Annotated in this window: 14 protein-coding genes and 2 pseudogenes; 8 read left to right on the plus strand and 8 right to left on the minus strand. The window is 76.4% G+C overall.

The features are described 5' to 3' along the window. The first annotated feature begins 76 nt into the window (after positions 1-76). Positions 77-1276 (plus strand): type ISP restriction/modification enzyme, encoded by a 1200-nt coding sequence (locus NRO40_RS05380; RefSeq protein WP_058945434.1) that lies wholly within the window; start codon positions 77-79, stop codon positions 1274-1276. Here the strand turns inward: NRO40_RS05380 and NRO40_RS05385 are convergent. Beyond that, a pseudogene (locus NRO40_RS05385) lies at positions 1277-1752 on the minus strand (TetR/AcrR family transcriptional regulator C-terminal domain-containing protein); the annotation flags it as partial. Positions 1753-1754: 2 nt separating this feature from the next. On the opposite strand from NRO40_RS05385, the pseudogene NRO40_RS05390 reads away from it, so the two are divergent. Beyond that, positions 1755-2033: pseudogene (locus tag NRO40_RS05390) on the plus strand (ABC transporter permease); the annotation flags it as partial. Between the two features lie 34 nt (positions 2034-2067). Beyond that, a complete protein-coding gene (locus tag NRO40_RS05395; protein WP_058945436.1) occupies positions 2068-3282 on the plus strand; it encodes a CaiB/BaiF CoA transferase family protein in 1215 nt (404 codons plus the stop codon). A 114-nt stretch (positions 3283-3396) separates the two neighbouring features. Here NRO40_RS05395 and NRO40_RS05400 read toward each other — a convergent pair whose 3' ends face one another. Then, entirely contained in the window at positions 3397-3660 is a 264-nt protein-coding gene (locus tag NRO40_RS05400; protein ID WP_079047556.1) for a hypothetical protein, read from the minus strand. A 196-nt stretch (positions 3661-3856) separates the two neighbouring features. Here NRO40_RS05400 and NRO40_RS05405 point away from each other — a divergent pair, with 196 nt between their 5' ends. Then, positions 3857-4960: a serine/threonine-protein kinase gene (locus NRO40_RS05405; RefSeq protein WP_257375340.1), complete on the plus strand. Its 1104-nt coding sequence runs from the start codon at positions 3857-3859 to the stop codon at positions 4958-4960. A 309-nt stretch (positions 4961-5269) separates the two neighbouring features. On the opposite strand, the gene NRO40_RS05410 is transcribed toward NRO40_RS05405, so the two are convergent. Continuing rightward, entirely contained in the window at positions 5270-6079 is an 810-nt protein-coding gene (locus NRO40_RS05410) for an SGNH/GDSL hydrolase family protein (protein ID WP_058943445.1), read from the minus strand. Between the two features lie 220 nt (positions 6080-6299). Between NRO40_RS05410 and NRO40_RS05415 the strand changes: the two genes are divergently transcribed. Further along, positions 6300-7391 carry a DUF5925 domain-containing protein gene (locus tag NRO40_RS05415; protein WP_058943446.1) on the plus strand — a complete coding sequence of 364 codons (1092 nt, stop codon included), beginning with the start codon at positions 6300-6302 and terminating at the stop codon, positions 7389-7391. Positions 7392-7623: 232 nt separating this feature from the next. Here NRO40_RS05415 and NRO40_RS05420 read toward each other — a convergent pair whose 3' ends face one another. After that, complete coding sequence (locus NRO40_RS05420) at positions 7624-7998, minus strand: GntR family transcriptional regulator (protein WP_058943447.1); 375 nt, start codon at positions 7996-7998, stop codon at positions 7624-7626. A gap of 156 nt (positions 7999-8154) precedes the next feature. Here NRO40_RS05420 and NRO40_RS05425 point away from each other — a divergent pair, with 156 nt between their 5' ends. Beyond that, positions 8155-9078 carry a GNAT family N-acetyltransferase gene (locus NRO40_RS05425; RefSeq protein ID WP_058943480.1) on the plus strand — a complete coding sequence of 308 codons (924 nt, stop codon included), beginning with the start codon at positions 8155-8157 and terminating at the stop codon, positions 9076-9078. Continuing rightward, positions 9059-9532 (plus strand): DUF402 domain-containing protein, encoded by a 474-nt coding sequence (locus NRO40_RS05430; protein WP_058943448.1) that lies wholly within the window; start codon positions 9059-9061, stop codon positions 9530-9532. The genes NRO40_RS05425 and NRO40_RS05430 overlap by 20 nt, the downstream gene beginning before the upstream one ends. Here NRO40_RS05430 and NRO40_RS05435 read toward each other — a convergent pair. From NRO40_RS05435 to NRO40_RS05450, 4 genes are read right to left on the minus strand one after another with little or no spacing between them, the layout of a single operon-like run. After that, positions 9511-9957, minus strand: coding sequence for a GNAT family N-acetyltransferase (locus NRO40_RS05435; RefSeq protein ID WP_058943449.1), 447 nt, complete (start codon positions 9955-9957; stop codon positions 9511-9513). The two genes, NRO40_RS05430 and NRO40_RS05435, sit on opposite strands and share 22 nt — an antisense overlap. Beyond that, positions 9954-11450, minus strand: a complete 1497-nt coding sequence (locus tag NRO40_RS05440) for a tripartite tricarboxylate transporter permease (protein ID WP_058943450.1) — start codon at positions 11448-11450, stop codon at positions 9954-9956. The genes NRO40_RS05435 and NRO40_RS05440 overlap by 4 nt, the downstream gene beginning before the upstream one ends. Next, positions 11450-12028, minus strand: coding sequence for a tripartite tricarboxylate transporter TctB family protein (locus tag NRO40_RS05445; protein WP_079047254.1), 579 nt, complete (start codon positions 12026-12028; stop codon positions 11450-11452). The genes NRO40_RS05440 and NRO40_RS05445 overlap by 1 nt, the downstream gene beginning before the upstream one ends. Beyond that, entirely contained in the window at positions 12025-13008 is a 984-nt protein-coding gene (locus NRO40_RS05450; protein ID WP_058943451.1) for a Bug family tripartite tricarboxylate transporter substrate binding protein, read from the minus strand. The genes NRO40_RS05445 and NRO40_RS05450 overlap by 4 nt, the downstream gene beginning before the upstream one ends. Positions 13009-13134: 126 nt before the next feature. Here NRO40_RS05450 and NRO40_RS05455 point away from each other — a divergent pair, with 126 nt between their 5' ends. Further along, positions 13135-13824, plus strand: coding sequence for a response regulator (locus tag NRO40_RS05455; protein WP_198549398.1), 690 nt, complete (start codon positions 13135-13137; stop codon positions 13822-13824). Positions 13825-13842: the final 18 nt, after the last annotated feature.

The following is a 13842-nucleotide window of genomic DNA, read 5'->3' on the forward strand; positions in this document are numbered from 1 at the left end:
GCGTGCCCGGAGGTGGCGGCGGCCCCGAGCGGTCGGCGGGTGGCCGCGGTGGAAGCGACGGGGCGCGGTCATTAGCATGCGCCCCGTGACGGATGACGTGCCCCTGCTCGACGACCTGATGCCCTGGTCGGTGGCGCCGCTGCGGCTGGGCCGGCCGTGGGTCGTCGCCCCGGACGCGCGGACTCTGCGGGCCCGGTGGGACGCGCTGGTCCGGGTCGGCGGCGACGAGCGGGAGGCCCTGTTCCGGCCCAGCCGGGCGCGGACCCTCACGAGTGCGGTCGCCGCCCTGCCGGGGCAGCGGACGGGAACGGCGCGGTTCGCGCGGGAGACGGGCCCCTGCCCGGAGCCGGTACGGCTCGCGCACGGGCCGTTCGACGAGCAGTGGCTGCTGCCCGACCACCGGCTGCTCGACGCGGCCCGTCCGGAGCTGTGGCGGGTGGCCGACGGGCGGCAGCTGTTCGCCGTCGAGCAGGGGTACGTGCCGCAGGCGCCGGGTCCGGCGCTGCTGGTGACGGCCGCGCTGCCGGACGGCCGCTCACCGGCGGGCCGTCCGGGCCGCATCAGGCCGCTGTACCGGCGGCCGGGCGGGCGCGAACCGAACGTCGCGCCCGGGCTGCTGGAGCTGCTGGGCGCGCGGTACGGCCGCGCGGTGCCCCCCGAGGAGCTGCCGGCCTGGGCGCTGGCGGCCGCCCGCCCCTCCCCCGGCGGGTGCACCGTGCCGCTGCCCGCCGACGCGGCCGTCTGGGCGGCCGGTGTGGCGCTGGGCCGCCGCATGGCGGAGGTGCAGTCGCGCGGCGCCCGCGGCGGCGCGCGCCCGCGGCTGCCGGGCGGGCGGCGCCCCTACGTGCGGGCCGCGCTGCCGGATCGGCCGCGGGGGCTCGTGTACGACGCGGAGGGCGAGGCGCTGCTCGTCGGCGACAGGGGCCGGATCGCGCCCGTGCCGACCGGGGCGTGGGAGTACCGGGTGGGCGGGGCGCGGGTGCTGGAGCTGTGGTTCGCGCACCGTACCGCTCCCGCCGAGCCCGGCACGCTGGAGGCGATCGGCCCCGCCGCGTGGCCCCCGGAGTGGACGTCGGAGCTGCTGGAGCTGATCACGGTGCTGGCCCTCCAGGCGGAGCTGGAGGCGGAGCGTCCGGACCTGTCCGGGATGGAGCCGCTGACCCGAGCCGACCTCCGCGCGGCCGGTGTCCTGCCCGTCCCGGACGCGGCCCGCCGCCCGGCCTCGGTCCTGGACCGGACGGAGGAGGGCCCCGAGGGGCAACTCGCCCTGCTGTAGCTAACCGAAGGAGTCCAGCAGCCGCCGCAGGGCGCGGTCGAAGGCGCCGTCGGGGTCCTCGGGCGCCGGCGCCCCGGCGAGCAGCTCGGCGAGGCGCGGGTACGCCCCGCCCGCCGGCTGCCGGGCGAGGTAGGCGGCGCGGGCGGCCTGTTCCCGCTCCTCCGACCACGGCAGAGCGCGCGTGCGCTCGGCCAGGGCGAGCCCGTTCGCGACGGTGATCATGGCGGTGCCGTTGACCATCGCGATCAGCTCCATTTGGTGCCGCCCGGCGCGTCGAGCGGGGCCAGGCAGTCGAGGCAGAACTCCAGGTAGCGCAGGGCGTTGGGGCTGGAGCCGTACACCGTCGACATCACGCGGGTCAGCCAGGGGTGCCGGTACAGGAGGGCCCGGGTCTGCCGGCCCAGCCCGAGCATGTCGGCCTTCCAGTCGCCGCTGGGCGCGTCGGTCAGCTCGTACTCGCCGCTCACCGCGTCGACCGGCCGGGCAACTGGGCGGCGCCACCTTCATGCTGCCGCTGCTGTCGAACGCCTACATCCCCACCGACGGCATGCCGGGGTGGCTGCGCACGGTCGCCGAGTGGAACCCGATCTCGGCGGTCGCCACGGCGGTACGGCACTTGTGCGGCAACGCGCCCGTCCCCGCGGACGCGGCGTGGCCGGTCGCCCACCCCGTCGCGGGCGCCCTCGCCTGGTCGCTGCTGGTCATCGCGGTCTGCGCGCCGCTCGCGGTACGCCGCTACGCCCACCCGAAGGGGTGACAAAGGTGGTCCGTACACGGTAGGCACGGCTGTCATGAGCACCCACCAGCGGCCCCGGCCGCTCCCCCTGCCGCTCGACGGCGTCACGGTCGTCGCCGTCGAGCAGGCGGTGTCGGCGCCCTTCGCCACCCGTCAGCTCGCCGACCTCGGCGCCCGGGTCATCAAGGTCGAGCGGCCGGACGGCGGCGACTTCGCGCGCGGCTACGACACCGCCGCGCGCGGACTCGCCTCCCACTTCGTCTGGTGCAACCGGGGCAAGGAGTCCCTCGCCGTCGACCTGAAGGACCCGCGCGGCATCGCCCTCGTGCGCCGGCTCGTGGCGCGGGCCGACGTGTTCGTGCAGAACCTCGCGCAGGGCGCGGCGGCGCGCCTGCGGCTGGACGCGGCGACGCTCTGCGCGACCCACCCGCGGCTGGTGGCGGTCGACGTCTCCGGGTACGGCGCGGGCGGTCCGTACGCGCACAAGCGGGCGTACGACATGCTCGTGCAGTGTGAGGCGGGGCTCGTGTCGGTGACGGGCACGCCGGAGCGGCCGGTGAAGGCGGGCGTCCCCGCGGCCGACATCGCGGCGGGGATGTACGCGTTCTCGGGGGTGCTGGCAGCGCTGCTGCGGCGGGCGACGACGGGGCTCGGCGGGCCGGTGGAGATCTCGATGCTGGAGTCGCTGGCCGAGTGGATGGGCCATCCGCTGCACCACGGGATGCACGGGGGTGAGGCCCCGGCGCGCACGGGGGTCGCGCACGCCGTCATCGCCCCGTACGACGCCTATCCGACGGCGGACGGCGGGCAGGTGCTGCTGTCGGTGCAGAACGACCGGGAGTGGCGCCGGCTGGCGGGCGAGGTGCTGGGCCGCCCGGAGCTGGGCGACGACCCGGCGTTCGCGACGAACGGGGCGCGGGTGGCGAACCGGGAGCGGACCGACGCGGCGGTGGGCCGGGCCCTGGCCGCGCTGGACACGGCGGAGGCGGTGGAGCGGCTGGAAGCGGCGGGCATCGCCTGCGCGCGGCTCAACACGGTGGCCGACGTGGTGGCGCACCCGCAGCTCGCGGCGCGGTACAGGTGGCGGGAGGTCGACTCGGCGGTGGGTCCGCTGCGGGCGCTGCTGCCGCCGATCACCCTGCCGGGCGGGCCGGAGCCGCTGATGGGAGCGGTGCCCGCGCTGGGCGAGCACACGGACGCCGTACTGGGCGAACTCGGGCTGGACGAGCCGGAGCGTGCGCGGCTGCGCCGGGACGGCGTGGTCGCGTGACGCGGCGGTGACGCGGGCCGGGGCGGGCGGGGGACGGCCTTTGGGGGAGCTGCCGGGTCGGGCCCCCCGCCGCGGCGCCCGACGGGCGGGGCCGGTGCCGGTCCCCCGCCCGTCTCAGCCGTGGTTGCCGAAGAGGGAGCGGCGCAGCCGGCGCAGCGGCGCGAAGAGCGAGACCCGGGCGCCGCGGCTGCGGTGACTGTGCGCAACGTCACGCGCCGTCAGCTCGCGCATGAGCAAAGTGGCCTCGGCGGCCTCGCGCTGCGGGATGGCCGGACCTCCCAGAACCGCGAGGTGGCGGTCGAGGCGCGAACTCGTCGCGCTGCTCCCGCAGGTGATGGCAGGCACGCGTGGCCTGCTGCGCACTGTTATCTGATCCATGACACTCCCCACCCGTACAAGGGCACCCGACCCGGGCCAACGTTAACCCTATCGTCCCCATCTCGCAGTCGTGTATCCCGGTACGGGGATTCGCGGCTCGGATACGGGCGTTGACGGTCACGCTCCGAATATGTCTGGCTTCACGGTGAGTTGGACAGCCTCCTGGTGTCCGCCGACGACGTGGAAGGAGGCCGTCATGAGTCAAGGAGCCTACGGGGCAAGGCTGGTGGGCGGGCGGTACCGGCTGGCCGACCCGTTGCGCGAGGACGGCGCGGGCGTGGTGTGGCGGGCCCGCGACGAGGTGCGGGGCCGCGACGTCGCCGTGCGTGACGTGCGCCTGCCGCGCGGGGCCGGGGACGCCGACGGGGGGCGGGCGGCGGAGGGCGTGGAGCGGGCGGCGCGGGAGGCGACCCGGGTCGCCCACCGGAACGCGGTCGCCGTGTTCGACGTCGTGATGGAGGACGGCCGGCCCTGGCTCGTGACGGAGCTGGTGCGGGGGCTGACGCTGGCCGAGACGCTGGAGGCGGAGGGGCCGTTGCCGCCGCACCGGGCGGCGCGCGTCGGCGCGGAGGTGCTGGAGGCGCTGCGCGCGGCGCACGCGGCGGGCGTGCCGCACGGATCGGTGGCGCCGGAAGCCCTACTGCTGGGCAACGACGGCCGGGTGGCCCTGACGGACTTCGGGACCGCGCCGGCCGCCGGTCCGGGCGGCGCGCCGGGGTACCGGGCGCCCGAGTGCGGGCCGGGACGGCCCGCCACGCCCGCGGGCGACCTGTGGTCGCTGGGGGCCCTGCTGTACGCGGCGGTGGAGGGCCGCCCGCCGGCGGGCGGCGGCGCGACCGGTGCGGGGGGCGGGAGCGGCGCGGAGGGTGCGGGCGGCGCGGACGGGCCGCTGCCGCCGCGCGGGGCGGGCGGCCTCGCCCCGGTGGTCGGGGCGTTGCTGCGCCGGGACCCGGACGCGCGCCCGTCGGCGGAGGAGGCGGCGCGGCTGCTGGGCGCGGCGGGCGCGGGCGGCGCGGCTCGTACCGTACGGGCGTCGGGGCACTCCGCCGAGCGGCGTGGGGCGGAGGGGGCCGGACGCGCGCGACGGCCCGACGGGGCCGACTCGGCGGGCGGGGCGGGGCCGCCGGGCGTGGGCCGGGGGCCGGGGCCGGATCCGGGGCCGACGGGCGGACCGGCGGGGGGCGGGGGCGGCGCGGAGCCGCCGGGGCGTCGGGCCGCGGTGGCCGTGGGCGCGGTGGGGCTGGTGGTGGCCGTCGTCGGACTGGTCGTGGCCGGGCTGGTGTACGTCGCCCTGCGGTAGGGCGGAGACGGAGGCGGTCGCGGCCGGGCCGGACGGAGCCGGGGCGGGGCGGGGCGGACAAGGACGGGCCGAGGCGGGGCGGACGGACAAGGACGGCTCGGGGCGGGGCGGACGGGGAGCCGACGCGCGGGCCGGGCCGTGCCGGTACGGCCGGGCGCGCGAGGCGGACGGCGCGGGAGTGGACGCGGGCGCGCGGGCCGGACGGTACCGGCGGGGACGGGCGCGCGGCCGGAGGGTTGCCCGGTCCGGCCGGGCGCGCGGGCCGGGTCCGGACGTGGTGGTCCGGACCCGGCCCGTGCGCGGGGTGGGTCAGGCGGCGTTGCGGAAGGCCGGCAGGTAGCCACCCGACTGACCGCCGGCCGTCGGGTGGTACGACTCTCCGACGTTCACCCAGTTGACGCTGTGGAGCCAGGGGGCGCCGGAGCAGATCTCGTGGCCGGTGAAGGTCGGCACGACGTCGCCGAAGGTGAAGCCGTGGTCGGCGGCGCGCTTCGCGGTGGCCGTGTTGAGGTGGTCGGCGGCGCCGTTGATGGCACTGCGCTCGTTCTCGGTGAGCCCCGCCACGCAGGACCCGCCGAGCTTGTAGAAGCGGGGGTAGCCGAGGACGACGACGCGGGCGGACGGCGCCTTGGCCCGGATGGCGGAGTACACGGAGTCGAGGCGTCCGGGCAGGGTCGTGTCGACGAAGCGCTTCGCCTCGTTGACGCGCGCGACGCAGGTGGCCTCGGACTGCAGCACGCAGGTGGTCATCACGTCGGCGAAGCCGGCGTCGTTGCCTCCGATCGTGAGGGAGACGAGGTCCGTCCCGCTCGTGAGCGGGCCGAGCTGGTTGGCCGTCACATCACCCGTACGAGCGCCCGAGCAGGCGGTGAAGGCGAACGACGAGGGTGAGTTCGCGGCCGCCCAGAGGGCGGGGTAGGCCCGCGTGGTGCGCTTGCAGGAGCCGCTCGCGGCGTCGTAGGCGCCGGCTCCGAGACCGGAGGAGTAGGAGTCGCCGAGGGCCACGTAGTCGACGGCGGCGGCCGAGGAGTCGGCCTGCGCGGTCCCCGCCCCGGTGAGGGTCAGGGCGGCGCCGAGGAGGAGCGAGGAGACCAGGGCGGCGGAGCGGGACGTTTTCATGCAACCCCCTTCAGCAGGATCTCTGCCTCGACTTTGGTAGCAGTACGCCGTGTTCATGCCAAGAGAAAACACGGAAAACGCCGGGGAGTTCACCCGCCCGGGGAGGCGCGCGTCACCACGCCGGCGCGCGCCGTACACCCCTGTGGCACGCGGCCGCCGGAGGGACGGCGCCGGCCAAAAGGCGGTGCGGAGGGCGCGGGCGTGTCGGATCATGGGCCCTATGTCAGCCAACCCTCAGGACGCCCTGCCGATCCGGCTCACCGTCGACGACAGCGACTCCCCGTCCGACGTCGTGGACGCGCTGTTCCTCGGCCGGTTCGCGACGGGAGAGCAGCCGCACTCGCGCAGCCGCAGCCTCGACCGCGTCAGGTCCGGGTCCACGCTGTTGCCGCCGGGTGCCACGGTGCTGCGCTCCGCCCGCGCCGACGACCGCAGCGCCGTCCTCGCCGAGGGCGACGGATGGACGCTGCTGGTCTCGCGCTGGAACCGGGGTGCGGACGTCACGGTCACCGCGGTCGACGAGGCGCTCGCCGAGCGGGTGCTGACGGACGCCACGCGCGACGCCCAGGACGAGCCCGAACCGCGCCCGGACGACGTCCCCATGGGCTTTTGGTACCTGTCGCCCCGGCGCGGCCCGCACCGCACGACGCGGCAGATCGCCGCGGGCGCGTGGGACGAGGTGCGGTCCAACTACACCGCCCCGGTGGCGGACGCGCTGGACCGGCTGATGAAGGTCACGCCCGACGACGTCACCGGGCGGCTGCTGCTCCTGCACGGCCCGCCGGGCACGGGCAAGACCTCCGCCCTGCGCACGCTCGCCCGGTCCTGGCGCGACTGGTGCCAGGTGGACTGCGTCCTCGACCCGGAGCGGCTCTTCGGCGACACCGGCTACCTGATGGACATCGCGATCGGCGAGGACGACGGCACGGGCAAGGGTCGCTGGCGGCTGCTCCTGCTGGAGGACTGCGACGAGTTGATCCGCGGCGAGGCCAAGCACACCGCGGGTCAGGCCCTGTCGCGGCTGCTGAACCTGACGGACGGGCTGCTCGGGCAGGGCCGCAACGTCCTGGTCGGCGTCACCACCAACGAGGACCTGGAGCGGCTGCACCCCGCCGTGGTCCGGCCCGGACGGTGCCTGGCCCGCATCGAGGTCGGCCCGCTGAGCCGGGCCGAGGCCGTGGGGTGGCTGGGGACCGAGGAGGGAGTCGGCCGGGACGGGGCCACCCTCGCCGAGCTGTACGCGCTGCGCCGCGGCACGTCCCCGACGGCCCTGCCGGAACCGCGCTCCCGCGAGGCCGGGTTGTACCTGTAGGCGCCGCCCGGCGCGCACCGCCCGCCGCCCGACGCACACCGCCCGCACGGCCGGCGCTTGGCCCAAAGGCCCGCACGGCGCGGACGGCCGGCACGCGGCCCGGACGGCCCGCCCGCCCGCATGTACGACCGGCGCGCGGCCCGACAGCCCGCGCGCGTCGGGGGCGGTGCGCGTCGGGGACCCCAGGGCCGTGGGGGTCAGCCGCCGTAGCCGGCGCCCGGGGCCGTGGGGGTCAGCCGCCGTAGCCGGCGCGCAGGGCCTCCGCCACCGCCGCCTGCGCCTCGGCGCGCGACAGGCCCAGCCGCCGGGCCTCCCGGACGTACGTGGCGGCCGCCGCGGCGGCGTGGCGCTCGGCGGCGTCGCCGGCGGCGGCGACGAACGTGCCGGCGCGGCCCCGGGTCTCGATCACCCCGTCGGCCTCCAGCACGCGGTACGCCTTGGCGACGGTGTTCGCCGCCAGGCCCAGCTCCTGGGCGAGGCCGCGCACGGTCGGCAGCTTCGAGCCGACCGCGAGCCGGCCGGTCCTGGCCTGCTCCGCGATCTGGGCGCGCAGTTGTTCATACGGCGGGGTGGCCGTGTCCTGGTCGAGGGCGAGCTTCAGCGTCACGGGCCCGATTCTCCCCCACCGGCGGCCCCTCCCCACGCGGCGGAGGTTCCACGGCGGGCACCCGCACGACGAAGGTCGCCGCCACACGGCGGCCCTCCCCCCGCGCGGTGGAAAAAGGGAGGCGGCGTGGGCGGGGGCGCGCGTAGCGTCCCGGGCATGACCGTGATCGTGCGTGAGTTCCGCCCCGAGGACGCGCCCGGGGTCACACGGGTGCGCCGGGCGTGCGCGCCGTACATCGTGACGACGCCCGCGTCGGTGCTGTTCGACGTCGTGGCGTCGCCGCCCGCCCGCCGGTACCGCCTGCTGGTGGCAGAGCGGGACGGCGAGGCCGTCGGCTGGGCCGGCGCCGGCATCACCCACGAGAGCCCGGAGCCCGGGCAGGGGCACGTCTCCGCGGGGGTCCACCCGGACCACCGCGGGCGCGGGGTGGGGGGTCGGCTGCTGGCGGCCGCCGAGGAGCACCTGGCCGCCGCCGGGGCGCGGGCCGCGCACACATGGGTGGCGGGCCGTCCGGAGTGCCGGTCGTTCGCGGAGCGGCGCGGTTACCTGTCCGCCCGCACCATGCGCTACCAGTTGCTGGACCTGGCCGCGGCCGCCCTGCCGGACCCCGTCGCGGCCCTCGCGCCGGGGGTGGAACTGCGGACCGCGGCGGACTTCGCGGCCGACCCGCGCCCGCTGTTCGAGGCGGACGCCGAGGTGGTGGCGGACGAACCGACCGACGTGCCGGTGGTGTTGGACGACTACGCCGACTGGCTCCGCGACACCTGGGGGGACCCGCTCCTCGACCACCGGCTCAGCACGGTGGTGCTCGTGGACGGGGAGGTGGCGGCGTTCACCGCCGCCCACACCGACGGCGCCACCCGCTACGTCTCCGGGATGACCGGCACACGCCGCGCCCACCGCGGCCGCGGCCTCGCCGCGCTCGCCAAGACGGACTCGCTGCGCCGGGCGCGCGCCGCCGGCTTCCGGTCGGCGTACACGAGCAACGACTCCACGAACGCCCCGATGCTGGCCGTCAACCGGCGGCTCGGTTACCGCGTCTGCGCCACGGAGGTCGGACATGTCCGCACGCTCGGTTGACGTCGTGCTCGTCAAGGCGGGCCGCACGAAGATCCGCTACCCGGCGGAGGTCCTCTCCGACGACGGCACGCTGCTGACGGTGCGCGCCGCGTGGGCGGGCGAGGGGGTGCGGGACTTCGGGTTCGTCCGGTTCGAGCCGGGCGACGTCTTCACGGAGCACTACGGGCGGGACCGGTGGTACTCCGTCAAGGAGGTCCGGGCCGCCGACGGCACGCTGAAGGGCTGGTACTGCGACATCACCCGGCCCGCCGAGGTGACCGCCGCCGAGGTGGTCGTCGAGGACCTGGACCTGGACCTGTGGGTGTCGGCGGACCGGACGCGGGTGCTGCGGCTGGACGAGGACGAGTTCGCCGCGAGCGGCCTCGCCGACCGCGACCCCGCCGCCGCGGCCCGCGCGGTGGAGGCCCTGGACGCCCTGGAGGCCCGGGCCCGTCAGGGCAGCGCCTTGCGGTAGTGGACGCGGTCGTAGGGGCCGTCGACACGGCGCTCCACGACCTCGTAGCCGTACCGCTCGTACATCGCCTGGTTCTCCCACATCATGGCGTTCGTCAGCAGCCGCACCTCGGGGCGGCCCAGGGCGCGGGCACGGTCCTCCACGAAGGCGAGGAGGCGGCGGCCGAGGCCCGTGCCCCGGGCGTCGGGGTGGACGGCGACGCTGTCGAGGTACAGGTGGTCGGGTTCGGTCCGCACGACGACCAGCCCCCGGACCGGTGCGCCGGTGACGAACACCCGCCCCGCCGCCACGTCCGCCGCGTGGTCCGCCTCCATCGGCGCCGGGACGACACCGATCCGGGCGATGTAGTGGCGGTAGGCGGCATCGGTGACGTCCCGTACGGCGGGGACGTCGGTGGGGTCGGCGGGGCGAACGGCGTCGGTCACGACGTCAGGTTACGGCGGCGGGCGAGCGCCCCGCGGATCAGGGGCCAGGCCAGCAGCAGGGCGACGACGCAGTAGACGGTGACGGAGAAGGGCGTGTCGACGAGGCCGGTGAGGCTGCCGTCGCTGATCTGGAGGGCGCGGCGCAGCTGCTGTTCGGCGGCCGGTCCGAGGATGACACCGATGACGGCGGGCAGCACCGGCAGGCCGTAACGCCGCATGCCGAAGCCGATCAGGCCGATGACGAGCAGCACCACCAGGTCGAGGGCCTCCCCGCCGACCGCGTACGCGCCGACGGAGGCGAAGAAGAGGATGCCCGCGTACAGGTAGGGGCGGGGGATGCGCAGGAGCCTCGCCCACAGCGGGGCCAGCGGCAGGTTCAGCGCGAGCAGGAGCACCATGCCGACGAAGAGGGAGGCGATCAGCCCCCACACCAGCTGCGGTTCGCGTTCGAAGAGCAGCGGTCCGGGCTGGATGCCGTACTGCTGGAACGCCGCGAGCATGACGGCGGCGACGGCCGTGGTGGGCAGGCCCAGCGTCAGCATCGAGACCAGGGTGCCCGCGGCCGACGCCGACGCGGCGGACTCCGGCCCGGCGACGCCCTCGATGGCGCCGCGCCCGAACTCGTCGCGGTGGCGGGAGAGCCTCTTCTCGGTGACGTACGACAGGAAGGTGGGGATCTCGGCGCCGCCGGCGGGTATGGCGCCGAACGGGAAGCCGATGAGGGGGCCGCGCAGCCACGGCTTCCAGGTGCGGCGCAGGTCGGAGCGGGCGAGCCAGGGCCGGCCGACGGGCAGGGCGTCGGCGGTGCCGCGGCGCAGGTGGGCGGCGACCCAGAGGGCCTCGCCGATGGCGAAGAGGCCGACCGCCACGATGACGACGTCGATGCCGTCGGCGAGTTGGAGGGAGCCGAAGGTGAGCCGGGGCCGGCCGGTCATCCGGTCCAGGCCGACCAGGCCGATGCTGAGCCCGACCAGCAGTGAGGCCAGCCCGCGGATGCGGGAGGAGCCGAGGACGGACGTGACGGCGATGAAGGCCAGCACCATGATCGCGAAGTAGTCGGGCGCGCCGATGTCGACGGCGAGCGCGGCGACGGCCGGGGCGAGCGCGACCAGCAGGACGGTGCCGATCATGCCGCCGGCGAAGTGGCCGCCGGCCGCAGCGGCGAGGGCCTGGGCGCCGCGGCCGGACTTCGCCATGGGGTTGCCCTCGATGGCGGCGACCACGGCGGCGCTCTCGCCGGGGGTGTTCAGCAGGATCGACGTGGTGGAGCCGCCGAACATGGCGCCGTAGTAGATGCCGGCGAACATGATGAACGCGCCGGTCGGCTCCAGGCCGTAGGTGACGGGCAGGAGCAGGGCGACGGCCATGGCGGGGCCGATGCCGGGCAGGACGCCGATGGCGGTGCCGAGGAGGACCCCGACCGCCGCCCACAGCAGGTTGAGGGGGGTGAGGGCGGTGCCGAAGCCGTCGACGAGGGAGTTCAGGGAATCCATCAGATCACTCCCATGAGGGGGCCGCCGGGGAGCGGGACGCCGAGCAGGTGGTCGAAGACGACGTAGGTGACGAGGGAGAGCACGGCCGCGACGAGCGGGTCGCGGTCGGTGCGGCGGCTGCCGAGGGCGTACGCGGAGCCCCAGAAGAGGAGCGCGCCGGAGATCGGGAAGCCGAGCGGTTCGATGAGGACGGCGTTGCCGAGGAACACGCCGACGAGCAGCAGCACCGTGCGCGCGTCGCCGGGTTCGGACAGGTCGACGTCCTCGCCGCCCTCGGCCTCGCCGCGCCCGCCGCGCAGGACGTCCACGGTGAGGAGGACGGCCACGAGGACCAGCCCGGCGCCGACCACGAGGGGCACGGTGCGGGGGCCGACGGGGCCGCGCTGGGCGATGTCGACGCTCATGGTGAGGGCGTCGGTGAGGACGAGGACGCCGAGGAGCAGCAGCAGGACGCCGACGCCGAGCTCGGAGTGGTCGCGCAGCCAGGCGCGGCGGCTCCGCACGGCGGGGGCGCCGCCGGGGGACCCGGGGGTGCCGTGCGGGGTGGGGCCGCCCGGCTGGGGGGTGGGGGTGCTCACAGTCCGAGCTCCTTCAGTACGTCGGCGACGCGCTGGTCCTGCCGGTCCAGGAACGTGCCGAAGGCGTCCCCGGCGAGGAACGCGTCCGTCCAGCCGTTCTCCTCCAGCGACCGGCGCCACTGCGGCGAGGCGTGCAGGGCGGTGACGAGGGCGACGAGCCGGTCGCGTTCGGCTTCGGTCAGTCCCGGCGGGGCGACGATGCCGCGCCAGTTGGTGAACTCGGTGTCGAGCCCGGACTCGCGGAGGGTGGGGGCGTCGAGGCCGGGGACCCGCTCGGCGCCGGTGACGGCCAGGACGCGGAGCTCGCCCGCCTGGATCTGGTCGAGGTACTCGCCGACGCCGGAGACGCCGAAGGCGACCTTGTCGCCGAGGATCGAGGCGAGGAGCTCGCCGCCGCCGTCGAAGGGCACGTAGTTGACCGACCGGGGGGCGATCCCGGCCGCCTGCGCCATGAGCATCGGTGCGAGGTGGTCGGGGCCGCCGGGCGACGAGCCGCCGCCGACGGGCAGCTTGCCGGGGTTCGCCCGCCAGGCGGCGAGGAGGTCGCGGAGGGTCCGGTACGGGGAGTCCTTGGACACCACGACGATGTCCTGCTCCTCGGTGAGCCGGGCGATGGGCGTGGTGTCGGCGAGGGTCCTGGGGGCCTTGTTGGTGTGGACGGCCCCGACGACGCCGAGCCCCATCGACATGGCGATCCGGCCGTTGCCGTGTTCGCCGACGAGATGGGCCAGGCCGACGGTGCCGCCGGCGCCGGGCAGGTTGAAGACCTCGATGTCGCGGGTCAGCCCGGCGTCCTCGGCGTTCCTGGCCGCGGTGCGCGCGGTGATGTCGTAGCCGCCGCCGGGGGTGTTGGGGACCATGAGCCGCAGGCCGGGGATGTGGGTGCCGGTCTCGGAGCCGCTGCCGGGTTCGAGCAGCGGCGGCCCCACGAGCACCAGCAGCGCCGCCCCGAGCAGGGCGAGGGGAGTGCGCAGTCGCACGGGTGCCGCCTTTCGGTCTGGGTTTTCCGGGGAGTGCGCCACATGTTGCCCACGCGTGAACGAGATGTCTCCGTTCCGCAACCAACGGACGTTGTGGTCCTTGTGGTCGCGGCCTACCGTTCTCCCGTGACGAGGGTGCTGGTGGTGGACGACGACTTCATGGTCGCCAAGCTGCACGGCCGCTACGTGTCCGCGGTGGACGGCTTCGAGGTCGCCGGGGTGGCACACAGCGGCGCCGACGCGCTGCGCGCCGCCCGGGAGCTGCGCCCCGACCTCCTGCTGCTCGACGTGTACCTGCCCGACATGGACGGCATCGAGGTGCTGCGGGCCGTACGGGCGGAGGAGGAGCGCGCGGGACGGGGTACCGCCCACGCGGACGCGCTGTTCATCACGGCGGCCCGGGACGCGGCCACGGTCCGGTCGGCCCTGCGGGCGGGCGCGCTGCACTATCTGATCAAGCCGTTCAGCCAGGCGGCGCTGCGCGAGCAGCTGCTGCACGCCGCGTCGGTCCGCACCCGCCTCGCGGCGCTGGACGAGGCGCGCCAGGAGGACGTCGACCGGATCTTCGGCACCCGGCCGCGGGCGGCCCGGGAGCTGCCGAAGGGGCTGGCCGCGCACACGGCGGACCTGGTGGAGCGCGTCCTGCGGGCGCACCCGGCCGGGTTGTCCGCCTCGGAGTGCGCGGAGGCGGGCTCCCTGTCCCGGGTGAGCGCCCGCCGCTACCTGGAGTACTTCGCGGAGACGGGCCGCGCCGAGGTGGCCCTCCGCTACGGCGGCACGGGCCGCCCGGAGCGGCGCTACCGCCCCGTGGGCTGAGCCGCGCCCGGCCCGCGG

This window comes from Streptomyces changanensis (assembly GCF_024600715.1).
Classification (GTDB): domain Bacteria; phylum Actinomycetota; class Actinomycetes; order Streptomycetales; family Streptomycetaceae; genus Streptomyces; species Streptomyces changanensis.